This is a genomic window from Pedobacter psychrodurus, from assembly GCF_032678585.1.
Taxonomy (GTDB): domain Bacteria; phylum Bacteroidota; class Bacteroidia; order Sphingobacteriales; family Sphingobacteriaceae; genus Pedobacter; species Pedobacter psychrodurus_A.
The window spans coordinates 95,452-117,261 of the sequence record NZ_JAVTSN010000007.1; the positions used below are offsets into that span (position 1 = coordinate 95,452).

At 38.6% G+C, this 21,810-nt stretch carries 21 protein-coding genes and 1 tRNA gene; 13 read left to right on the forward strand and 9 right to left on the reverse strand.

The features are described 5' to 3' along the window. Nucleotides 1–178: 178 nt before the first annotated feature. A tRNA-Phe gene (locus R2S57_RS06620) sits at nt 179–251 on the reverse strand. A 229-nt stretch (nt 252–480) separates the two neighbouring features. Here R2S57_RS06620 and R2S57_RS06625 point away from each other — a divergent pair. The 3 genes from R2S57_RS06625 to R2S57_RS06635 are packed head-to-tail and all read left to right on the forward strand — an operon-like array spanning nt 481 to nt 3,171. Next, nucleotides 481–1,776, forward strand: a complete 1,296-nt coding sequence (locus tag R2S57_RS06625; protein ID WP_316844261.1) for a (Fe-S)-binding protein — start codon at nt 481–483, stop codon at nt 1,774–1,776. A gap of 9 nt (nt 1,777–1,785) precedes the next feature. Next, complete coding sequence (locus R2S57_RS06630) at nt 1,786–2,337, forward strand: TPM domain-containing protein (RefSeq protein WP_316844263.1); 552 nt, start codon at nt 1,786–1,788, stop codon at nt 2,335–2,337. A gap of 45 nt (nt 2,338–2,382) precedes the next feature. Then, entirely contained in the window at nt 2,383–3,171 is a 789-nt protein-coding gene (locus R2S57_RS06635; protein ID WP_316844264.1) for a (Fe-S)-binding protein, read from the forward strand. A gap of 171 nt (nt 3,172–3,342) precedes the next feature. Here R2S57_RS06635 and R2S57_RS06640 read toward each other — a convergent pair whose 3' ends face one another. Next, nucleotides 3,343–3,849 carry a hypothetical protein gene (locus R2S57_RS06640; RefSeq protein WP_316844265.1) on the reverse strand — a complete coding sequence of 169 codons (507 nt, stop codon included), beginning with the start codon at nt 3,847–3,849 and terminating at the stop codon, nt 3,343–3,345. A 50-nt stretch (nt 3,850–3,899) separates the two neighbouring features. On the opposite strand from R2S57_RS06640, the gene R2S57_RS06645 reads away from it, so the two are divergent. The 3 genes from R2S57_RS06645 (at nt 3,900) to R2S57_RS06655 (ending at nt 7,188) form a co-directional block, all read left to right on the forward strand. Next, nucleotides 3,900–4,379, forward strand: a complete 480-nt coding sequence (locus tag R2S57_RS06645; RefSeq protein WP_316844266.1) for an ABC transporter ATPase — start codon at nt 3,900–3,902, stop codon at nt 4,377–4,379. Between the two features lie 6 nt (nt 4,380–4,385). Then, nucleotides 4,386–4,673: a YciI family protein gene (locus R2S57_RS06650; protein ID WP_316844267.1), complete on the forward strand. Its 288-nt coding sequence runs from the start codon at nt 4,386–4,388 to the stop codon at nt 4,671–4,673. 100 nt (nt 4,674–4,773) lie between these two features. Further along, entirely contained in the window at nt 4,774–7,188 is a 2,415-nt protein-coding gene (locus tag R2S57_RS06655) for an AsmA family protein (RefSeq protein WP_316844268.1), read from the forward strand. A 67-nt stretch (nt 7,189–7,255) separates the two neighbouring features. Here R2S57_RS06655 and mtgA read toward each other — a convergent pair whose 3' ends face one another. Continuing rightward, on the reverse strand, nt 7,256–7,984 hold the full coding sequence (gene mtgA, locus R2S57_RS06660; protein ID WP_316844269.1) for a monofunctional biosynthetic peptidoglycan transglycosylase: 729 nt from the start codon (nt 7,982–7,984) through the stop codon (nt 7,256–7,258). A 64-nt stretch (nt 7,985–8,048) separates the two neighbouring features. Here mtgA and R2S57_RS06665 point away from each other — a divergent pair, with 64 nt between their 5' ends. From R2S57_RS06665 to R2S57_RS06675, 3 genes are read left to right on the forward strand one after another with little or no spacing between them, the layout of a single operon-like run. Continuing rightward, complete coding sequence (locus tag R2S57_RS06665) at nt 8,049–8,765, forward strand: hypothetical protein (RefSeq protein WP_316844270.1); 717 nt, start codon at nt 8,049–8,051, stop codon at nt 8,763–8,765. A 37-nt stretch (nt 8,766–8,802) separates the two neighbouring features. Beyond that, nucleotides 8,803–9,612 carry a DUF1080 domain-containing protein gene (locus R2S57_RS06670; RefSeq protein ID WP_316844271.1) on the forward strand — a complete coding sequence of 270 codons (810 nt, stop codon included), beginning with the start codon at nt 8,803–8,805 and terminating at the stop codon, nt 9,610–9,612. A gap of 30 nt (nt 9,613–9,642) precedes the next feature. Next, entirely contained in the window at nt 9,643–10,341 is a 699-nt protein-coding gene (locus tag R2S57_RS06675; protein ID WP_316844272.1) for an SDR family oxidoreductase, read from the forward strand. Between the two features lie 346 nt (nt 10,342–10,687). On the opposite strand, the gene rplI is transcribed toward R2S57_RS06675, so the two are convergent. The 4 genes from rplI to R2S57_RS06695 all read right to left on the reverse strand — a co-directional run bounded on the left by rplI (nt 10,688) and on the right by R2S57_RS06695 (nt 12,620). Next, entirely contained in the window at nt 10,688–11,131 is a 444-nt protein-coding gene (rplI, locus tag R2S57_RS06680) for a 50S ribosomal protein L9 (protein WP_025144599.1), read from the reverse strand. 12 nt (nt 11,132–11,143) lie between these two features. After that, entirely contained in the window at nt 11,144–11,407 is a 264-nt protein-coding gene (rpsR, locus tag R2S57_RS06685) for a 30S ribosomal protein S18 (RefSeq protein WP_010599582.1), read from the reverse strand. After that, a complete protein-coding gene (rpsF, locus tag R2S57_RS06690; RefSeq protein ID WP_316844273.1) occupies nt 11,407–11,763 on the reverse strand; it encodes a 30S ribosomal protein S6 in 357 nt (118 codons plus the stop codon). Before rpsF ends, rpsR begins: the two co-directional genes overlap by 1 nt. A 263-nt stretch (nt 11,764–12,026) precedes the next feature. Continuing rightward, nucleotides 12,027–12,620 (reverse strand): hypothetical protein, encoded by a 594-nt coding sequence (locus R2S57_RS06695; RefSeq protein WP_316844274.1) that lies wholly within the window; start codon nt 12,618–12,620, stop codon nt 12,027–12,029. Nucleotides 12,621–12,801: 181 nt separating this feature from the next. Here R2S57_RS06695 and R2S57_RS06700 point away from each other — a divergent pair, with 181 nt between their 5' ends. From R2S57_RS06700 to R2S57_RS06715, 4 genes are all read left to right on the forward strand, one after another. Beyond that, nucleotides 12,802–13,665, forward strand: a complete 864-nt coding sequence (locus tag R2S57_RS06700) for an AraC family transcriptional regulator (protein WP_316844275.1) — start codon at nt 12,802–12,804, stop codon at nt 13,663–13,665. A 75-nt stretch (nt 13,666–13,740) separates the two neighbouring features. Further along, a complete protein-coding gene (locus R2S57_RS06705; protein WP_316844276.1) occupies nt 13,741–15,825 on the forward strand; it encodes a TlpA disulfide reductase family protein in 2,085 nt (694 codons plus the stop codon). 11 nt (nt 15,826–15,836) lie between these two features. After that, entirely contained in the window at nt 15,837–16,592 is a 756-nt protein-coding gene (locus R2S57_RS06710) for a DUF1570 domain-containing protein (protein ID WP_316844277.1), read from the forward strand. 219 nt (nt 16,593–16,811) lie between these two features. Further along, nucleotides 16,812–18,626: a DNA polymerase III subunit gamma/tau gene (locus R2S57_RS06715; RefSeq protein WP_316844278.1), complete on the forward strand. Its 1,815-nt coding sequence runs from the start codon at nt 16,812–16,814 to the stop codon at nt 18,624–18,626. A 35-nt stretch (nt 18,627–18,661) separates the two neighbouring features. On the opposite strand, the gene R2S57_RS06720 is transcribed toward R2S57_RS06715, so the two are convergent. Both R2S57_RS06720 and R2S57_RS06725 read right to left on the reverse strand, forming a co-directional pair. Next, nucleotides 18,662–19,072, reverse strand: a complete 411-nt coding sequence (locus R2S57_RS06720) for a hypothetical protein (protein ID WP_316844279.1) — start codon at nt 19,070–19,072, stop codon at nt 18,662–18,664. A 503-nt stretch (nt 19,073–19,575) separates the two neighbouring features. Further along, nucleotides 19,576–21,795 (reverse strand): NADP-dependent isocitrate dehydrogenase, encoded by a 2,220-nt coding sequence (locus tag R2S57_RS06725; RefSeq protein WP_316844280.1) that lies wholly within the window; start codon nt 21,793–21,795, stop codon nt 19,576–19,578. Nucleotides 21,796–21,810 lie beyond the last annotated feature (15 nt).

The following is a 21,810-nucleotide window of genomic DNA, read 5'->3' on the forward strand; positions in this document are numbered from 1 at the left end:
TGTATAAATCCAAGATGTTTTCAGGTGATTCAGGTGGTAAAAAAAAACAAAAAGAAACTTAATCAGCTTGATGATCGTGTTTTGTTATTGCAACGTTTCCAAACTCCTGAAGATTGAAGGATTTCTAAAAATGGCATAAAACCAAAAAAGCCTTACATTTCTGTAAGGCTTTTGGAAGTGGTGCCACCTGGATTCGAACCAGGGACACAAGGATTTTCAGTCCTTTGCTCTACCGACTGAGCTATGGCACCATCCGTTTGGGATTGCAAATGTAGTGTTCTTTTTTCAAAAGCAAAACTTTTTTTCAATTATTTCAGTGTACCTCTGATTATCAATTAATTAATTTTTCAATATTTTAAAAACATGCCTTAATCATTGCTTAGAATGAGTACAAACAAACAATTTTATATATTTTTTTATGCATGCATAGTATTTTATTTAGATTAATATCCTAATTTAGCGTAAACAATCTAATATTGCATGGTGGCACAGATCCTCTTTCTAGTACTTACACTTGCAGCAATTGCGCTGTTTACGGTTAACCTGCGTAAAATAATCCGCAATATCCGCTTGGGTAAGCCGGTCGATCGCAAAGATCAGCCGCAAAAAAGGTTAATAACAATGCTACGTGTGGCTTTCGGTCAATCTAAAATGGTTGTCCGCCCCATCCCAGCCTTTTTACACTTCTTCGTTTACATCGGTTTTGTGATCATCAACCTCGAAGTGATGGAAATTATGATCGATGGGCTTTTTGGCACACACCGTATTTTTCATGGTTTGGGCGGTTTATACAACTTCCTCATCGGTTCTTTCGAAATCCTGGCTTTTACTGTTTGGGTTTCTTGCGCCATTTTCCTGGTGCGTAGAAATATCATCAAACTTAAGCGTTTTAGCGGCGTAGAAATGAAAAGCTGGCCAAAATCTGATGCGAATTATATTCTGATTACAGAGATTTTATTAATGAGCGCTTTCCTGCTCATGAATGCTGCCGATGCGAAATTACAGCTGTTGGGTGTTAGCCATTATGTTAATGCAGGTGCCTTTCCGGTAAGCCAATATTTAATAAATATACTGCCTTCAACAGAAAGTGCATTGGTTATCGTAGAACGCAGTTGTTGGTGGTTCCACATTATCGGTATTTTGGCGTTTTTAAATTACCTGCCTTACTCTAAACATTTTCACATCCTTTTTGCCTTTCCAAATACTTATTTTTCTAATCTGGAGCCTAAAGGTGAGTTCACCAATATGGCCTCGGTTACCAACGAAGTGAAAGCCATGCTCGATCCATCATTTGTTCCGGCAGAAACCGAACCTGGTAAATTTGGGGCAAAAGATGTAACCGATTTGAGCTGGGTAAACCTGATGAATGCCTATACCTGTACCGAATGTGGAAGATGTACTTCGGTTTGTCCTGCCAATATCACAGGGAAACTTTTATCGCCACGGAAAATCATGATGGATACCCGCGACCGCATTACCGAAGTGGGCCAGAACATTGATAAACATGGTGCTGAACATCAGGATGGAAAATCTTTATTGGATGATTATATCAGCAGGGAAGAAATCTGGGCCTGTACCAGTTGTAATGCCTGTGTAGAAGCCTGTCCGGTAAACATCGATCCACTTCAGATTATCATGGAACTGCGCCGTTTTGCCGTAATGGAAGAATCGCAGGCGCCTGGAAGTATCAACGCCATGCTGGGAAATATCGAAAATAACCAGGCACCCTGGAAATACTCGCCAGCTGATCGTTTTAACTGGGCAGAAGAAAAATAGTTTCAAGATATGAATACCAAAGCTTTTTGGATTTTATCCATTTTGATCATGTTAACCGGCCCTTTCAGCACTGAAGCGCAGGAGCAGAAAGAAACGGCAAAAGGAAAGCTTGAAGATTATAGAAAAACGTTTTGGGACAACATTCCGAAGCCTAAAGGTTGGGTAAATGATTACGAACGGGATTTTAATGAACAGCAGATCGCTTCACTAGAATACGTGATTTTAAAATTTGACAAAGAATCTAGTATACAGATCGCCATTGTGACCATTGATACCATGATGACCAGCAAGAAAAAGTTTAACGACCTTGCTTTAAGGATTGCCAATAGCTGGAAACCCGGAGAAAAAGGAAAAGACAATGGAATTTTGATTGCCTTTTCGCGTAAACACAGGTTAATCAGAATTTGCAATGGATACGGGATTGAAAAACTGATATCCGATAAGGAAACAAAAGAAGTGATAGACAGGCATATCATCCCTAACTTTAAAAAGGATGATTATTATGCCGGCACATTTACAGGCTTAACGGAGTTGATTAAATTATTAAAGACAAAACAATAGTACACATCTGGTCTTGATACCGGATACTAACTAATGAATATAAAAATGGAATTTAAAGTCCCTACAATGGCCGAATTAATGGCCGCAGGTGAAGAACCGGAAATATTATTTTGGGTTGGATGTGCAGGAAGTTATGATGAACGGGCGCAAAAAATTACCCGCGACATCTGTAAGATCCTGCATCATGTAGGCATAAAATACGCTGTTTTAGGAACCGAAGAAAGCTGTACAGGTGATCCCGCTAAAAGAGCAGGGAACGAGTTTCTGTTCCAGATGCAGGCCATGACCAATATCGAGGTGTTGAATGCCTACAATATCAAAAAAATTGTAACGGGCTGTCCACACTGCTTCAATACCATTAAAAATGAATATCCTGGCTTAGGTGGTACTTATGAGGTAATCCACCATACCCAATTGATCCAGGATTTAATTAATGAGGGCAAATTAAAAGCCGAAGGTGGCGAAAGTTTTAAAGGCAAAAAAATCACCTATCATGATCCTTGTTATCTAGGACGTGGAAATGGCATCTACGAAGCACCAAGAAAAGCGCTAGAAGTTCTGGATGCACAACTGGTAGAAATGAAACGGTGTAAAAGCAACGGTTTATGCTGCGGCGCTGGTGGTGCACAGATGTTCAAAGAACCCGAAAAAGGGAAAAAGGATATCAATGTAGAACGTATTGATGAGGCTTTAGAAACCAACCCACAGGTGATTGCAGCAGGCTGTCCTTTCTGTATGACCATGCTGAGTGATGGCATTAAATTAAAAGATAAAGAGCAGGAGGTTAAAGTATTGGATATCGCCGAAATTACCGCCAGGGCGAATGGATTGTAACTCATATTAAATTACGCTATCCAAAAATCCCCTTACGGTTCGTCATTTCGAGCGGACCCGATAGCTATCGGGTGCAACGTAGTCGAGAAATCTAAGTGTAATAGATCTCTCCCCGCCTGTACGGACAGGCATTCCGCGATGCTCCAGTCGAGATGACGACAAATGGCAACCCTAATCTTCTGACTTTACTTCTACTCTGGGAGTTTCTGCAGGGGGCAGCTTAACAATCTTATCCAGGTTATCGCGGATCAGGTTTAACTCTTCTGCTTCCATATTTTTTAAGGGGATTATAATCTGGGTCGCCATCGAATCTACATCGCCTCCCCTGTCTTTATAGGTCTGCACAATTACATCATCGCCCTTGGTATGGATATACAATTTACCGGAATTGGTAGTTCCATAATAATCCATATCTTTAAATTTCGACAGCTTAAATGCGAAATACTCCGTTTTACCGCTATTAAAATAACGCTTATAACGGCAAAAACCATTGTTGGTAACATTTAGTTCGTAACGTTTAACCTGGTTGCTTTCCTGACCGGTATCGTAATGATCAGTTAATGATTTTTGCAGAAAGCTTGTGTATTGTTCTAAGGATGCCGGATCGGAAAAAGCGCATAAAAACATACAAAAAGCCGAAATAAGGGATATTTTCAAGCAGAGTGTAAACTTTTTCATCAGGTTAGCGTTTTAAACACACCAATTTAATTAAAATCATAAATTTGTATATGAGTTTTTCTCCACAATCAAGAGTTTGGGTATACCAAAGCGATCGTAAGTTTACTTCTACTGAAGAAAATGAGATCCTGAACAAGTTATCGTCTTTCACTAACCAATGGAAAGCACATGGAAACGAACTGCTGGCAAAAGCAGAAATCCGTTATGGCTTTTTTATTATCCTAACGGTTGATGAAAGTCAGGCTGGGGTTACCGGTTGCTCTATAGATAGTTCTGTAAGGCTGATCAAAGAAATTGAACAAGAATACCATATTGATCTTTTTAACCGTTTTAACATGGCCTATAAGGTAAACGACGAGGTTGTGGTAAACAGCAAAGAGGATTTTGAAACTTTGGTAAACATTAAACAGGTAACTCCTCAAACCATCGTGTTTAACAATATGGTACAGAATCTGGCAGAATTGGAAAGCAAATGGGAAGTTCCTTTCCAAAATAGCTGGCACTCTACTGTTTTTGCACATTTACTGTAAAATACCATGTTCATTGTAGACCTTAAATATATTGTTCCGTTGGAAGAATTGGACGAGCATATGGAAGCTCATGTTCAATATTTAAGGAAATACTATGATAAAAATATCTTTGTGGCTTCGGGGCGGAAAGTACCCCGAACCGGTGGAATTATTTTAGCGCTGGCTAAAGATGAAGAAGCACTAAAGAAAATCCTGATGGAAGATCCTTTTTATAAACACCGCCTGGCCGACTTCACCATTACACAATTTTTAACTTCACAATTTCATACAGATCTTGAAAACCTTTTAGGCTAAGCAATCTTAAAACCTGTAGTGCTAATACAGATTATTTTTCGTTATCTATCAAACAATTAGCGATCAAAAAACATTATATTGGTTAAATCAAATAATGTGTATGAAGCGCTGGCTCAAAATCTCTTTAAAAATCGTATCGGTTCTTGTTATCCTGGTGATATTGACCTGGCTGGCAGGTGCATTTTATATCAGCAGAAATAAAAAGGAAGTGCTGGCCTCCATCCTATCGCAACTGAATAAAAACCTAAACGGGAAAATTACCGCTACGAGCATGGAACCCACGCTTTTAAAAAGTTTTCCTGGTGTTTCTGTATCCTTAAATGGCGTTTTATTGCGGGATAGCTTGTGGGCGCAGCATAAACACGATCTGTTAAAAGCACAGGATATTGATGTTTCGCTAAATGTACTTTCGCTAATTGTAGGGAATATCAATATCAAACAGATTGCCATTAACAATGCCGATATCTATATCTACACCGATACTACAGGCTACAGCAATACGAGTATTTTTAAAAGCAAACCTAAAACGGAGAAAAAATCGTCAGCCAAATCATCGGCACTGGAGATCAAGAAAATAGATTTTAATAAAGTGAATTTAGTTTTAGATAATAAAAAACGCTTCAAACTTTTCAATTTCAATATCGATCAGATTCAGGGCAGAATGGAATACCCTGATAGCGGCTGGACAGGTAAAATTAAACTTTCAACCAAGGTAAACAGCTTTGCATTTAATACCCGAAAGGGAAGTTTTTTGAAGGATAAAACCTTAGCTGGAACCCTAAATGCACATTATAGCCGCGATATGGATGCAGTAATACTGAGTCCCGAAATTTTAAACATTGGTGGTCATCCTTTTAAAATCGGTGCAAAAATAGATCTGGGTAAATCTGCTTTTGCCATTAGTATTGCAGTGGACGACATTTTATTCAGAGATGTAGCGATGCTCCTTTCCCCAAATATTTCTTCTAAACTCTTAAAGTTCGGGATCGAAAAACCGATCAATATTAGGGGGAATATTATTGACGATGGTTCAGGGAAATATGGTGATCCTTTGATCAAGGTGGGTATAACGGTGAGGGATAATGTGGTTTCTATTCCGGCGGGTCAGTTAACAGCCTGTAATTTTGATGGGTCCTTTACCAACCGGGATACTGTTGGTGGCATTATCGGCGATGAAAATTCTTCCATCAAGTTCCATAAACTTACCGCGAAGTATTTTAATGCACCACTTAAGATTGACACTTTTACCGTGAATAATCTCTCACGTCCCATCGCTACCGGGTTAGTTACTTCTCAATTCCCCCTGTCGAACCTGAACAACTCATTGGGCACGAACGATTTTGAGTTTAAAAACGGAACAGCAAACTTAAGATTATACTGCCAGGCCGATATTGATAACTTCAGGTTTACCAAACCGGTTGTTTCGGGCAAGATACAGATTGCAGATGCCGACATCCTGTACATCCCAAGAAAACTTCATTTGGTAAAAAGTGCACTGAATATCAATTTTAACCAGAATGATTTATCGATACAGAACGGGCATTTTCAACTGGGAAAAAGCGAGCTGAACGTAAGTTGCAGCATTGCCAATTTTGCCAATCTGTACTACACTGCGCCCGAAAAAATATTGGTTAACCTAAAAATGTCGAGCCCTCAGCTCTACCTTAAAGAATTTTTACCATTCTTAGGACCAAGAACTGCAAAAAAGGCAAAAACAAGTGGAAATAAAAAAGTAGTTTCCAAAGAACTAAGCAATGTACTCGAGGTTTCGAAAATGAATATCCGTTTAACCGTTAATAAAGCGATTTATGATAATTTCCTGGCCAAAAACCTCGATGCTGATATCTCCTTGCGCGGTGGCGGCATTTTCTTCAATAAAATAAGTGTGGCGCATGCCGGCGGACAATTGTCGCTCGATGGAAACATCATGCAAGAGGCTGCCTCGAACAGCTTTAAAATCAACTCAAAAATCAGCCATGTGAGTGTTAAAGATTTCTTTTATTCCTTCGACAATTTCGGGCAGAATACCATTACGAACAAAAATTTAAAAGGTTATCTGTCTTCGCTGGTCAACATTTCGGGCAGAATATCCCATACCGGAAAAATCCTTCCCCGTTCAATCAGTGGAAAAGTAGTGTTTAACCTGAACAATGCAGCCCTTGTTAATTTCGATCCGATGGTTAAGGTTGGAAAGTTTGCCTTTGCCAACAGAAATTTATCAAATGTGGAGATCAAAAATCTGGATGGTACGCTGAATATAAAAGGTGATAAAGTAGAAATCAGTCCGATGCAGGTCAATTCAAGTGCCTTAAATTTTAACGTGAAGGGCACTTATGCTTTGGGTGCAGGTACCAATGTAGCCATGGATATTCCATTAAGAAACCCTAAAGGAGATGAAAACCTCACCAAGGCTGAAAAAAGAGAAGCCCGTATGCGTGGTATCGTACTCCACTTAAAAGCGGTTGATGACGAAAAAGGCGGGATCAAGATCAGATGGAATAAGGATCATGATTAGTTTTAGTCCTAAGTCTTGAGTCCAAAGTCCTTAGTCGATTGATAGACTAAAGACTTTGGACTGTTGGCTAAAAATCAAGCGGTCCCAATCTATTCATATTTCTTAAAATCAGATATTGACGGTGCCTGATGTAAGGTGTGGCATTTTTGGGTGTCCACCTTCTTGGGTTTGGAAAACAGGAAGCAATTAATGCGGCTTGTTTTTTGGTTAGTTTCGTACACGATTTACCATAATATTCCTGGGCAGCGGCTTCGGCGCCATAAATACCATCTCCCATCTCGATAACATTTAAGTAAACCTCTAATATTCTTTCCTTGCTCCAAAAAAGTTCGATCAATAGTGTAAAATAAGCTTCAAAACCTTTTCTGATCCATGATCTGCCCGGCCATAAAAAAACATTTTTAGCCGTTTGCTGCGAAATGGTACTTCCACCCTTTACCTTTTTGCCTTTGGCATTACTGGCAAAAGCTTTTTCGATGGCTTTCATGTCGAAGCCAATATGTTTTAGAAAAAGTTGATCCTCGGCAGATACTGCAGCACGTTTCATGTTATCAGACATATCTTCAAACTTCACCCACTTTTTCTCCGTTTTAAAAGGCTTTCCATCGGCTTTACGTTCAATGTTGCGCAACACCATTAAAAGTGTGATTGGTGGGTTAATGAAACGTAATGCAATTACCCAAAAAACAGAAACCAGCAAAAAGTATAAAAATACCTTGGTAGCAATGTTGGTAATCTTTTTTAGAAGAGGATTTTTTGTCTTGCTTTTTGTTCTGCTTGTCCGGGTTTTCGCCATGGCGCAAAGGTAACAAAAAAGCATATTGTAAATTAATGCTCCTTCATTTTCCTATCTTAGATTTATGATAAAACTGCTTTCCGCCCTACTATTATCCTCTTGCTTCATTGCGTGTAGAAATCCAGAACAATCAAAACAGACTAAAATTACTCCCATTACCGTTGTAGTTAAAAACAAAGCAACCCATAAAACAGATACCACTTATAGCCCGATTATCATTAAAATAGACCGTTCTAATAGTATTAGCATAAAAAGAATATATTTTGACCCTAAGAATTACGAACGCTATCATCAGGCAATTTTACTGAACCGTAAACAGATTTATTTAGATAATACACATTACTTTATTTATGAAAGTAAATACAATAGGGTGATCAAAAGTAAAGATAAACTTTTGCTGTTTTTAGAAGCTGATGGACGACCGAATTTTAATTACATTACCGCATATTCGATAGTTGGGAACAACAAAGTAACCTTTATTGCAGACTGTGTATATAACGACAAAAAACAGGGCGGAGGCCCAGCGCCATTCACCGACATCGACCATGACGGTTTTTTAGAGTATGGCGGTTTTGACTTAAATGAAGTACCCGAACATCCTGATTCGATTTATTACAATCCATCTAAATTTTATGAAGTCAGAAATGGGCTAGTCAAGTTCGACAGTTTATTGGCAAAAAAGGCTGATATAAAAGAAAATGGGATATACCTATCTAATTTCATGGATAATAGCGGTAATTGCTGCAAGGTTATAAAACAACCAAAACGATACATCAAGTGAATAATTAATACCAATACCAGAAAACAATTTGAATCAAATGAAAAAACTAAGCTACCTCTTTCTTGCTGTTACCTTATGGAGCTGCAGTACAAGCAAAAACATCAACAACCGTTCAGAAAAATGGATTACACTCTTTAATGGGAAAGATATCAAGGATTGGAATGTAAAAATCCACCACCATGATTACAATGTAAATTTTGGGAATACCTTTAGGGTTGAGGACGGGATAATACAAGTTCGTTATGATAAGTATGGCGATTTTAACGACCAGTTCGGCCATCTTTATTATAAAACACCTTTCTCCTATTATCATCTTAAGCTGAAATATCGTTTTGTTGGTGAACTGCAAAAAGGCGCACCAAGTTATACCCTACGCAACAGTGGTGTAATGTTCCATTCGCAGGACCCGAAAACGATGCCTAAGGAACAAGACTGGCCAATTTCAATCGAGATGCAGTTTTTAGGTGGCTTGAGCGACGGAAGACCGCGCCCAACAGGAAATATGTGCTCACCTGGAACCGATATTTTTTATCAGGGCAAGTTATATGATGGCCACTGCCTGGATTCTAAATCAAAAACCTACGATGGCGACCAATGGGTATCCGCAGAATTGATTGTAATGGGCGATTCGCTGGTTACGCACATCATTAATGGTGATACCGTTTTGCAATACAGCAAACCCCAGATTGGCGGAGGTGTAGCCAACCGTTACGATCCAAAAATTAAAATTGATGGCAAAGCACTTAAACAGGGTTTTATCGCTTTACAAAGTGAAGGACAGCCGGTAGATTTCAAGGATATCCAGATCATGGAACTTCCTCACACTGGCCATAAAAAATCTAATTAAACATTTTATCATATCATACGTTAGAAGAGCATGAAAGTTGCACTAATTACAGGAGGAAGTAAAGGAATCGGTTTCGGTATTGCCGAAGCCCTTTTAAAAGACGGTTACAAAGTAGCCATAACCAGCAGAACAATTGCAAGCGCAAACCAGGCCGCATCACATTTGGTGGCGCATGGCGATGTACTGGCCATTGAAGCAGATGTTTCCAATTTTACTTCACAGCAGGATGCCGTAAAATTAATCCTTGAAAAGTGGGGGCAGTTGGATGTACTTATTGCCAATGCAGGCATCGGTCATTTTGCACCTATTGACGAATTGGATATCAATTTATGGAAAGAGACTATTGATACCAATTTAACCGGTGTTTTTTACAGCATCAAAGCTACGGTTGAAGAAATCAAAAAAGCCAAAGGACATATTTTCACAATATCGAGTTTGGCCGGAACCAATTTCTTTGCAGGAGGCGCTGCCTACAACGCCAGCAAGTTTGGTTTAACAGGGTTTACCCAATCGGTAATGCTCGATTTAAGAAAATATGGCGTAAAGGTGAGTACCATTATGCCAGGATCGGTAGCCAGCCATTTTAACGATCATCAACCCGATTCGGAAAACGACGCCTGGAAAATCCAGCCGGAGGATATGGGTAAACTGATTGTTGATCTTTTGGCCATGCCAGCCAGAACATTGCCAAGCAAGGTAGAAATCAGGCCAACAACGCCGAAAGGGTAATGGAGAATGGAAGAGATGAGATGGATGATGGACCAAATCAATTTCATTAATCATTTATAACTCTGGGAGATCAATAATAGCTTCCCAGAAATCCTTCAGGTTTAATGTTCCAACGGGTATTTCCAGCCAACAATAAACAATCAATTAAACAAAATACCCTTACTTTATTACAAGCTAAACTCTTTTTCTAGAGTGGTCATCTTGTAGATCCGATAGCTGTAGGATTTATTTCAATATTTTCCAGCTAAAAAAGATGCTGAAATAAATTCAGCATGACGATATAATTTTTTTCATAAAAAAAGTCCCGATTTTCATCGGGACTTTTTAATGATTCTTTAAAGAATGCTTATTCAGCGATTACTTCAAAAGGAACCTGAACTTTAACTTCTTTGTGTAAGTTTAAGTTAGCAACATATTCGCCAACAAATTTAGGTTCAGTTTCGAAAGTAATACGACGACGGTCTACATCAAAACCCTGAGCTTTTAATGCTTCAGCAATCTGGATGGTATTAACCGCTCCAAAGATTTTTCCGCTTTCGCCTGCTTTAGCACCGATTGAAAGTTTAACATCAGTTAAACGCTCAGCAACACCTTCAGCATCTTTTTTAATTTTATCTTGTTTGAAAGCAGCTTGCTTCAAGTTTTCAGCTAAAACTTTTTTAGCAGAAGAAGTAGCCAATGCTCCAAATCCTTGAGGGATTAAATAGTTACGGCCATAACCTGGCTTTACTGTAACTACATCATCTTTCTCGCCAAGGCCTTTAATATCTTGTTTTAAAATAATTTCCATATCTCTAGCCTCCTATTTTAATTGATCAGCAACGAAAGGTAACAAACCGATATGACGGGCACGTTTAACTGCCTGAGCCACTTTACGTTGGAATTTTAACGAAGTACCAGTTAAACGGCGTGGTAATAATTTACCTTGATCGTTAATAAATTTCAACAAGAAATTTGCATCCTTGTAATCGATGTATTTAATTCCGTTTTTCTTGAAACGGCAATATTTTTTACGGTTATCCTCTACTTTAGGGGCGGTTACGTATTGTATTTGTTCTCTTGCCATTACGCTGCAACCTCCTTAGTTTTTTTGTTAAAAGCACCACTACGCTTTTTCTCATTGTAAGCAATTGCGTGTTTGTCTAAACGGATTGTTAAGAAACGTAACACACGCTCATCGCGTTTTAATTCAAGCTCTAATTTTGCGATCAACTCACCTGAACATTTGTATTCGGTTAAGTTGAAGAATCCGTTTGATTTTTTCTCAATTGGATACGCTAATTTTCTCAAACCCCAATTATCCTCTTGGACAATTTCGGCTCCGTTATCTACAAGAATTGCTTTGTATTTGGCTAATGCCTCTTTAGCAACTTCTTCCGATAACAAAGGGGTTAGAACGATAACAGTTTCGTACTGATTCATTGTTATAAATTATGTTTTTAATTTTTAATCCCGAGGTATATTACGGGGATGCAAAAGTAACAATATATTTCTTAAAATCAAAGGATTAATAAGAAAAGGTAAAATGTAGGATGGAAAATGGACGATGGAACAACAAAAGCACTGTAATTCCATGATCTCACATCATTCCTCTCACATTTTACATTATCCATCCTACATTATACATCAAAAAAAAAGGAGACTATCTATTAAGACAATCTCCTTACATCAATTAGCTGTAATGTTTAATACGTTTGTATCGTTTTAACAAAACTCTCATCTTTAAACTTAACCACAAAGGTTAATTCTTTTGAATCTGTTTTGCTGATGTTGAATTTTTTGGTCAACTGCGCTTTATCTTTAAATGTTTCGTTGTAAACCTCATCATTGTATTCGTTGTATACTTTAACTTCGATCGGGTTTTTATCAAGGTTATCCAGGTTAAGGGTAACTACCTTATCATCTTGAGTATAAACCGGTTTAAATACGTTCGATATTTTTGGCTCCGAAACAAGTGCTTCACCATCTTTGATCGTTACTGTATATTTTGCCAATTTAACATCAGACTCTACTTTAAGCACATAGTTTCCGTCAGGAAGTGCATTTAAATCATAAATTTTGCTTGAGGCCGCTGAGGCATGGATGTTTTCTTCGAACAATACTTCTTCATCTGAACCAATAAGTGATAAATTAACATCTTCTGCTTTATCTACAGAAAAACGGATAAATTTATCTTTTTCGCCTTTTACTTGTAGTGTAAAATTATCATCGTTAGCGTGAACACCCGTAGCAGTAAAAAACAACGCTGCTATTAAACCGATTTTTAAGAACTTTTTCATAACCAATATTTTTAAAGAGTTAATCATTATATGATGGCACTAAGGTAAGGCGCTAATTGGGATATAGTGAGTTGCATATTTTCCACTTTCTATGCTATATTACCCCAACAATACGCTCATTTGACAAAAAGCTATAATAAAGCATATTTTTTATGTATTTTGGTGAAATAATTTAGCAGATATGAAACCAAGTTTCGAGGTTGTTGAACCCTCTTTCGGGAGTTCGTTCTATTATTCGAAGTATGTAGAAAACGCCAACAATATGGCACACCTCTGGCATTACCACCCAGAGATCGAAATGGTATTTGTAAATGGCGGCGCCGGAAAAAGGCAGATCGGCAGTCACGTTTCCTATTATACCGATGGTGATCTGATCCTGATCGGCAGCAACCTCCCCCACTGCGGTTTTACCGATACCAATACCGGAAATAAAAATGAAACCGTTATCCAGATGAAGCCGGAATTCCTTGGCGACATCTTTTTAGGTCTGCAGGAAATCAAAGGCATCCACGAGTTATTCGATAAAGCAAAGGCCGGAATCGCTTTTGGGGCCGAAACCATGCTTGCGGTTGGCGACAGGATCGAAATGATGGATGACCAGCCGCCATTCGAAAGACTGCTCACATTACTAAGCGTTTTAAAGGATCTTGAACTGACCGATGATTATAAAATCTTAAATGCCGATGGCTTTTCGATGGAAATGCAGGTACAGGATAACGACCGCATCAATATGATATTCAACTATGTGAAAGACCATTATCAGGAACAGATCAGTTTACAGCATGTGGCAGAAATGTCGAGCATGACTGTTCCTTCCTTTTGCCGTTATTTCAAAAAAATCACCAAAAAAACCTTTACACATTTTGTAAACGAATACCGCGTGGTGCATGCCTCAAAACTGCTGGCCGAAAAACCCATCAGTATTGCCAACATTTCTTATGAAAGTGGCTTTAACAACTTTAGTCACTTTAATAAATTATTTAAGGAATTTACAGGTAAAAGTGCTTCAGAATATAGACATGAGCTGAAATCGGTGATTAAATAATTCGCACCTCTTATTTAACAGAATTAGCGGGCAGTAACCAAATTTTTAGTTATACTTGTTTTTCAATCTAAAGCAATGAAAAACAGTTCTCTCCATCAAAAAATTGTATTAACCTTCTTTCTATCTATAGCTACAATTGGCCTGCATGCAAAAAAAACGATAAACAATCCCACAAGAAGTTTTAACCGTACTTCCCAGAATTTTAAAATTACAAAAATAGCCACACCAGATACAGAAAATGCCTGGAAAATCAATGAGGGTGTACAGGAAGAAAATAAAAACTTACTACCGGCTACACTTTACACAAGTTGGTACAATAAAAACAACAGTAACCTCGAAATTTCCTTTTATGATGAATCCGTAGTATATAACAATATAGTTTGGTTGTATAAAAACGTTGTTAAAAAAACGAACAGCAGCAATACATCCATCACCATTACCAATGGCAAAAAAACCAGACAGTTATCGGTTAGCGAATCAAGCAATGGCGAAATCAGTCTAACCATTAGCAATAAAACCATGCAGTTAAGCCGAAATCAGGAAAACTGCAAAAGAATCATCAGTAAAGAACGTTACCAACTTCCTATCCTTAAAAACGATAGTGCCATTTTTAGTGGCTATATCAAAAATTACAAGCCAGAAAAAGACATAAAAACAATGTTGCTCTATGCATCAAATATTATTTCAGGCAAAGAGGAAAAGACGTTAATAAAGATTCAGAAGAATGGATATTTTACTACAAAAGTAGGAATTCTCCACCCTACAAGACTTTTTCTAAGTCCGAAAATTAATACCGGTTACAACATTTATCTTGAGCCCGGCAAAGAACTGTTTGTCATTATTGAAGAAGAAAAAATAAAGTATGCAGGTGCACTGGCACAGTTAAATGAAGATCTTTCTAAATTATCCAAACTTAATTCATTTGACTACTTCGAAATGAAACAGAAGATCGTCAACATGACCGCGAATGATTATAAAGCTTACTGCTTAGCCCTTCAGAAAAAAGAAATTATCCAATTAGATTCGATACATCAACTTGGAAACCTTTCGGAAAAAGCTTACCAGATCACAAAACTGGATATTGTATTCAGCTACGCAGATAACATTATGCAATATAATGCGAATTATGAGTCGGCTACTGGCGATCAGAGCGAGGAGGTTAAAAAGAGGTCGAGGCGTTACCCGAACGATTATTATGATTTTTTCGATAGAAAAATGATCAATGACGAACTTTCTTTAATATCCGGGAATTACTACATTTTCGTAAACAGGGTTAAATTTCTACCTGGAACTAGACCTGACAAAGGCAGTCACTTATTCAACTATTTGGAAATGTTTAATGGGCTCAAAAAAGGAAACATTACACTTACAGCAAATGATATTGCTTTCGAAAAATTAATTTCGGTACATGGCGACTCTATTATAACCGACAGCAGCACCGAGCACATACAGGATTTATGGTTTAAAGAGCGTAGTGATTACGTAGACATTTTCGGCATTAAAGAAGCCACGAATTCCTACGTTACCCGTGCTGATTCGGCCCTTAACCTAAAATCAGGCATCTTGTTGGATCTGATGAGGTCGCAGGAACTTCTAACACCGGTTATTCTCCAGCAAAGCCCTATTAACGATACCTATGTACTATACGCTTTATCTGATATAGACAATCAGTTTGTTAAAAACTATGTTAAATTCAGAAATAATGAAACTAAAAAACAACTGATTATCAATAAAAATAACATTGGTTATTATATAAATCAAACACCACAGGTGAAAGCGGATAAAGTTTTGGAAAGCATTATAAGCAAATATCCCGGCAAGGTTATCCTGCTCGATTTTTGGGCAACCTGGTGCGGTCCCTGTCTATACGGAATCGAGGAAATAAAACCGTTAAAAGAAGAAATGAAAGACAGCAACGTGGTATTTGTTTACATAACCGACGAAACCTCACCGCTAAAAACCTATGAGAACTTGGTACCCACCATAAAAGGACAGCACTATCGGTTAAAAAGTGATGAATGGCGTTATTTAGCTGATAAATTTAAAATTACAGGCATCCCACATCAGGTGCTGATTAATAAAGAAGGGAAAGTGGTAAACCCGGCTTTAGGATTTATGGATAACGAAGAGCTTAAAAAGTTATTGAAAAAACAACTTTAACAACAATAGAAATGCAAAAATTTCTCTTATTTATATTCGCAAATCTCTCAAGTTTATCGCTTTATGCCCAGTATGTTGAGATCAATCCGGTCAACTGCAAAATAAGTGATACCGAACAAAAGAAAATAGAAAAACTGATTGCTTACGAACGCATGTTCTGTAACGAAATTTTCGAAACCAGAGAAAACATCACCGTACCGGTTAAAATAAACCTCTATGGAAAAAACAAAGATTATCGCCTGGAAAAAGTCAAATATAACGCACCCTCACCAACAGGATTCTATGTTCCAGAAATAAATGAAGCTTTTATTATGAAAGGAGGTAATTTTATAGCAGTAGCATTGCATGAGGCCAGTCATAGTATTTTTCAGTTTAACTATCAAAAAGCACCAAAATGGTTAAATGAAGGTTTAGCGGAATTTTTCGAAACATTGGATTTTGACAGCGAAGGGAATTTATATGCCTCACCACAAAGCAACCGGATTAAAAGCATTAAAGCAGGTTTAGATTTTAAAGATACCGACCGGTTAAAGACCTTTTTTAAAATATACGACGGTACTTTTTATGGCCATGGCGTAGACGACAACTACGATACCGCCTATAGCGTGATCTATTATTTTGTAAAAAACAAAAGAACAGCTGCCATAAAAAACATCATTAAACTAACCGCACAAGGCTACGATACCGAAAAAGCCATCGAACTTACCTATGGCAGTTTTAATGCATTTGAAAGAAGTTATAAACAGTTTTACAACCTGCATCCTTAAATAATGAATGAGTGAGTGAATTGTAAATGAGTGAATTTTGAATGATTGAATGAGCGAATGCTTTCGATAGATCTAACTTTACAACCTTACAACTTTCAAACCTCCCAACATTCCAACTTCCCAACATTACAACTTTCCAACTTCCCCTCAAGCACCCAACTTTTCAACATTCCAACTTTTCAATCCCACAACACCTAAATTTTTCCTATTTTCGTGCCGATGGAAAATTTTATTGTTTCTGCCCGTAAATACCGCCCAGCCACGTTCGAAACCGTAGTTGGTCAGCAGCATATTACAGGCACCTTAAAAAATGCCATCAAAAATAACCAGCTTGCCCAGGCCTTTCTGTTTTGCGGTCCGCGTGGTGTGGGTAAAACAACCTGTGCGCGTATCCTGGCAAAAACCATTAACTGTACCAACCCTACAGCAGAAATGGAAGCCTGTGGAAAATGCGACAACTGTCTATCTTTCCAAAACGGGCATTCTTTTAATGTACACGAATTAGATGCGGCATCGAACAACTCAGTAGATGATATCCGTAGTTTAATTGAGCAGGTACGCATACCGCCACAAGCTGGAAAGTATAAAATCTATATTATTGATGAGGTCCACATGTTATCGCAGAGTGCATTTAATGCCTTTCTGAAAACATTGGAAGAACCGCCGTCTTATGCCATTTTTATATTGGCCACCACCGAGAAACATAAAATCCTGCCAACCATTTTATCGCGTTGCCAGATTTTTGATTTCAACCGTATCCAGGTAGAAGATATTGCCAGTCACCTTTCAACTATTGCCGTACGCGAAAATATTGCTTTTGAAAGTGACGGTTTACACATTATTGCCCAAAAGGCAGATGGTGGATTACGTGATGCATTGTCGATGTTCGATCAGATTGCCAGTTATGCAAACAAGAACATCACCTATAAAGCCGTAATTGATAACCTGAATATTTTAGATTACGATTACTTTTTCAAACTCACTTCTTATTTAACCGCAGCTGAAGTTAGCCAAACCTTACTCCTGTTCGATGAAATTCTGAACAACGGTTTCGACGGCAATAACTTTATTAATGGCCTGGCTTCCCACTTCCGTAATTTATTGGTGGGCAAAGATGCATCAACCATTAAATTGTTAGAGGTTAGCGAAAATATCAAGCAAAAATATCTTGATCAATGCAGGCAAACAGAACTCTCGTTTCTGTTAACAGCATTGAACCTGGCCAACACCTGCGATTTAAATTACAAAAATTCTAAAAACCAACGTTTACAGGTAGAGCTGGCACTGATTAAAATGTGCCACATCCGGTCGGTCGTCAATTTAGCACAACAGCCCTTAAGCCCTAATAACACAGCAACTGACGTAGATCAGGATAAAAAAAAAACTAATGTCGTAGCTGAAAGCCCAAAGCCGAAAGCTGAAAACGAAAAGACTGTTCCTGCCTCAGCACCTGCTGTTAGCGCTCCTGTTTTACCCAACATTCCTGCAGCAGAACAACCTAAAGAAACACCAAGAGTTGGTCCACCGCCATCGGCAACTTCCATCAGCATCAATATTCCGAAAGCGAATGCGTTAGGCACACTTATCCCTTCTTTGAATGATCTTGATCGTGTAACACAGGAAGATGAAAGTGATGGTCCGAAGAAGGTTACGGGTGATGCGAGAGATCCTTTTAGTTATGATCGCTTGCTGGAGGTGTGGAGTATCTTCACCCAAAGGATGAAGGCCACGGATAGAATCAATATTTATACCATCTTAAATAATTTTGCACCAACGCTTTTAACCCCTGAATTGATCGAAATTTCGGTTGAAAGTAAAACGCAGGAACATCTGGTACAACAGGAATCTGTAGAACTTTTAAACTTCCTGAGGAATGAGCTCCGTAACTTCGGCGTAGAAGTTACCTACAAACTGATGGAACGTAAAATAGAAAACCGCCTTTATGGCAACCGCGAAAAATACGATTACCTGGTAGGAAAAAATCCAAAACTCGACGAACTGCGCCGCAGGTTTAATTTAGATGTTAACCCGTAAGCAGTTTTCAATTCACAGTTTCCAACCGTGACCTGCTAACTGGTCTTGGGCGTATCATTAATCGGATAACCTTCTTCATCTAAATCATCGCGGTTATCTTCTGGTGTCCGGGCAAGAATTTCATCCTCAGGACTCAGCTTTACACTTTCTCCGTTATCAACATGCATGCCTAACTCTTCCAGGTTATCTTCAGCAACCTCTTCATCGCGTGCATATTCATCACCAACGTAAGGATTAGCTTCATCGTAGGTAGAATCATCGTCTTTGGCACCTGCTGCTACAGTTTCATATCCCATCGGATGATCATAATCCTCATCTGTGCCTTTTACGTCAAGCTCGTAACTTTGCTTATTTTCATCATAAGAAAGATTCTCTTTATTGATTTCGCTATTTTCTGTGGTGCTATGTATTTTATCCTGCGATCCTTTATTCTCGTTATTTGCCATGGTATGGGTCTCCTTTAATTTATATGAATATAACAAAAGGATATGGATAAGGTTTGTTTAATTTGAAGTACAATCTTAAAAATTAGCTAACTTTTTTTTTGTGGGAAAGCAATACCACTGCTACTTCGGTTGAACTAGCCCCGCCCTTTGCTTAATTCCGATGAAACCTGTGAAACAAGCAAGCGCACATAAAAAATAAAAGTGTGCTCAAATCGGAATAACGCTGTCGGTCGCCCACCTTTAACGGACAGGGGTTTATTTAACGTAGAATAGCAGTACTATTTAAGCCCCCTAAACTCCTGGCTGCTATAACCTAACAGCTTCTGCAATTGCTTTTCAAAAAAAAGAGTTGTAAACTTCCGTGCTAATAGCATATTAAAAGTTGACAACTCACAAAAAAGCGCCCCGATTTTATATCGGGACGCTAATACTAAAGAGTTGTCAACTTTCCTACCAGAAGTAATTAAAGTTGACAACTCAGAAAATTTAACACCTCAGATTCGCTACAAAGAAGCCAAAGAAGTATTCAATGTTTCGCTTGGACGCATTGCTTTACTTGCCAATTCATCATTAGGGTTATAATAACCGCCAATATTTTGAGGTTTGCCCTGAGAACCGATCAACTCTTGGTTAATTTTGGTTTCGTTTTCCAACAAGGTTTTAGCCAATGGTGCAAATCTAGCTTGCAAATCAGCATCCTTTGTTTGAGCCGCTAAAGCTTCAGCCCAGTATAAAGCCAAATAAAAGTGAGAACCACGGTTATCGATCGTACCTAACTTTCTTCCAGGAGATTTATCCGTTGCCAGGAATTTAGCATTGGCCTCATCCAAAGCATCAGCCAATACCTGCGCCTTTGCATTATTTTGTGTTTGAGATAAGTGCTCTAAAGAAGCCTGAAGTGCCAGGAATTCACCAAGCGAATCCCAACGCAAATAACCTTCTTCAATAAACTGCTCAATGTGTTTTGGGGCAGAACCACCGGCACCGGTTTCGAACAAACCACCACCATTCATTAAAGGAACAATTGAAAGCATTTTAGCAGAAGTTCCCAATTCCAAAATCGGGAATAAATCTGTTAAATAATCACGCAATACGTTACCGGTAACCGAAATGGTATCTAAACCTTTACGGATACGCTCCAAAGTAAATTTAGTGGCTTCAATCGGCGCCAAAATACGGATGTCTAAACCAGCAGTATCGTGGTCTTTTAAATAGGTGTTTACTTTAGCAATGATTTCTCTATCATGTGCTCTTTTTTCGTCTAACCAGAAAACTGCAGGAGTTTCTGACAAACGTGCTCTGTTAACGGCTAGTTTAACCCAATCCTGAATCGGCGCATCTTTAGTTTGGCACATGCGGAAGATATCGCCTTTTTCTACTTTCTGATCGAAAAACACATTACCATCAGCATCAGTCACCCGGATAATCCCTGAACCAGTAGCCTGGAAAGTTTTGTCATGTGAACCATATTCTTCTGCCTTTTGAGCCATTAAACCAACATTTGGTACCGAACCGATGGTGGTTACATCGAAAGCACCATTTGCTTTACAGTCGTCGATGGTAGCGGTGTAAACACCAGCGTAAGAACGGTCTGGAATTAAAGCAATGGTATCTTGCGCTTTGCCTTCTTTGTTCCACATCTGACCCGAAGTACGGATCATTGCCGGCATAGAAGCATCAACAATCACATCCGATGGCACATGTAAGTTGGTAATTCCTTTATCAGAATTAACCATGGCCAAAGCCGGACCGTTTTCTATGGCCTGTGCCAAAGCGGCTTCCACTTCAGCTTGTTTGGCATTGCCAGCAATCTTTGCATACACATCGCCCAAACCATTGCGGGTATCAATATTCAGTTCTTTGAAAAGATCTGCGTATTTAGTAAACACATCTGCAAAATAAACTTCAACAATGGCACCGAAAATAATCGGATCAGAAACTTTCATCATCGTTGCTTTTAAGTGGGCAGATAATAAAACGCCTGCTGCTTTTGCTTCAGCAATTTCTTTCGCTACAAAAGTTTTCAATGCCGATAAACTCAATGCAGAGCTATCAATCACCTCTCCTGCTTTTAATGGCGATAAACCTTTCAATTCGGTTACTGCACCATCCGCACCTACAAATTCAATTTTAAACTGACCTGCTTCGGCAACAGTAGTAGATTTTTCTGAACCGTAAAAATCGCCTTCAGTCATGCTTACTACTTTGGTTTTCGAATCTGCTGACCATTTACCCATCGAATGTGGATTTTGTTTGGCGTAGTTCTTAACCGCTTTAGGTGCTCTACGGTCGGAGTTACCTTCACGTAAAACAGGGTTAACAGCCGAACCTAAAACTTTGGCATATTTAGCTTTAATTGCTTTTTCTTCATCACTCTGTGCATTATCAGGATAATTTGGAATGGCGAAACCCTGAGCTTGTAACTCGGTAATGGCACCAACCAATTGTGGGATAGAGGCAGAGATATTTGGTAATTTGATAATGTTTGCTTCCGGAGTGGTAGCCAATGCACCAAGCTCTCCCAAAGCGTCACCAATTTTTTGATCGTCTTTTAAATACTCAGGAAAGTTTGCCAAAATTCTTCCTGCTAAAGAAATATCTCTGGTTTCTACATCAATACCCGCTGATGCGGTAAAAGCTTGTACGATAGGTAAAAGTGAGTAGGTTGCCAACATTGGCGCCTCATCGGTTTTGGTGTAGATAATTTTTGATGTATTTGACATGTTTATATTGATTTT

What these genes read in the sequence shown, in the direction of transcription:
- R2S57_RS06670 (WP_316844271.1), top strand. Translation starts at nt 8,803, where the DNA reads ATGAAAAAACTAAGCTACCTCTTTCTTGCTGTTACCTTATGGAGCTGC.
- R2S57_RS06665 (WP_316844270.1), top strand. Translation starts at nt 8,049, where the DNA reads ATGATAAAACTGCTTTCCGCCCTACTATTATCCTCTTGCTTCATTGCG.
- R2S57_RS06700 (WP_316844275.1), top strand. Translation starts at nt 12,802, where the DNA reads ATGAAACCAAGTTTCGAGGTTGTTGAACCCTCTTTCGGGAGTTCGTTC.
- R2S57_RS06645 (WP_316844266.1), top strand. Translation starts at nt 3,900, where the DNA reads ATGAGTTTTTCTCCACAATCAAGAGTTTGGGTATACCAAAGCGATCGT.
- R2S57_RS06720 (WP_316844279.1), bottom strand. Translation starts at nt 19,072, where the DNA reads ATGGCAAATAACGAGAATAAAGGATCGCAGGATAAAATACATAGCACC.
- rpsF (WP_316844273.1), bottom strand. Translation starts at nt 11,763, where the DNA reads ATGAATCAGTACGAAACTGTTATCGTTCTAACCCCTTTGTTATCGGAA.
- R2S57_RS06650 (WP_316844267.1), top strand. Translation starts at nt 4,386, where the DNA reads ATGTTCATTGTAGACCTTAAATATATTGTTCCGTTGGAAGAATTGGAC.
- R2S57_RS06695 (WP_316844274.1), bottom strand. Translation starts at nt 12,620, where the DNA reads ATGAAAAAGTTCTTAAAAATCGGTTTAATAGCAGCGTTGTTTTTTACT.
- R2S57_RS06655 (WP_316844268.1), top strand. Translation starts at nt 4,774, where the DNA reads ATGAAGCGCTGGCTCAAAATCTCTTTAAAAATCGTATCGGTTCTTGTT.
- mtgA (WP_316844269.1), bottom strand. Translation starts at nt 7,984, where the DNA reads ATGGCGAAAACCCGGACAAGCAGAACAAAAAGCAAGACAAAAAATCCT.
- rpsR (WP_010599582.1), bottom strand. Translation starts at nt 11,407, where the DNA reads ATGGCAAGAGAACAAATACAATACGTAACCGCCCCTAAAGTAGAGGAT.
- R2S57_RS06625 (WP_316844261.1), top strand. Translation starts at nt 481, where the DNA reads ATGGTGGCACAGATCCTCTTTCTAGTACTTACACTTGCAGCAATTGCG.
- R2S57_RS06725 (WP_316844280.1), bottom strand. Translation starts at nt 21,795, where the DNA reads ATGTCAAATACATCAAAAATTATCTACACCAAAACCGATGAGGCGCCA.
- R2S57_RS06705 (WP_316844276.1), top strand. Translation starts at nt 13,741, where the DNA reads ATGAAAAACAGTTCTCTCCATCAAAAAATTGTATTAACCTTCTTTCTA.
- R2S57_RS06710 (WP_316844277.1), top strand. Translation starts at nt 15,837, where the DNA reads ATGCAAAAATTTCTCTTATTTATATTCGCAAATCTCTCAAGTTTATCG.
- R2S57_RS06715 (WP_316844278.1), top strand. Translation starts at nt 16,812, where the DNA reads ATGGAAAATTTTATTGTTTCTGCCCGTAAATACCGCCCAGCCACGTTC.
- R2S57_RS06635 (WP_316844264.1), top strand. Translation starts at nt 2,383, where the DNA reads ATGGAATTTAAAGTCCCTACAATGGCCGAATTAATGGCCGCAGGTGAA.
- R2S57_RS06630 (WP_316844263.1), top strand. Translation starts at nt 1,786, where the DNA reads ATGAATACCAAAGCTTTTTGGATTTTATCCATTTTGATCATGTTAACC.
- R2S57_RS06675 (WP_316844272.1), top strand. Translation starts at nt 9,643, where the DNA reads ATGAAAGTTGCACTAATTACAGGAGGAAGTAAAGGAATCGGTTTCGGT.
- rplI (WP_025144599.1), bottom strand. Translation starts at nt 11,131, where the DNA reads ATGGAAATTATTTTAAAACAAGATATTAAAGGCCTTGGCGAGAAAGAT.
- R2S57_RS06640 (WP_316844265.1), bottom strand. Translation starts at nt 3,849, where the DNA reads ATGAAAAAGTTTACACTCTGCTTGAAAATATCCCTTATTTCGGCTTTT.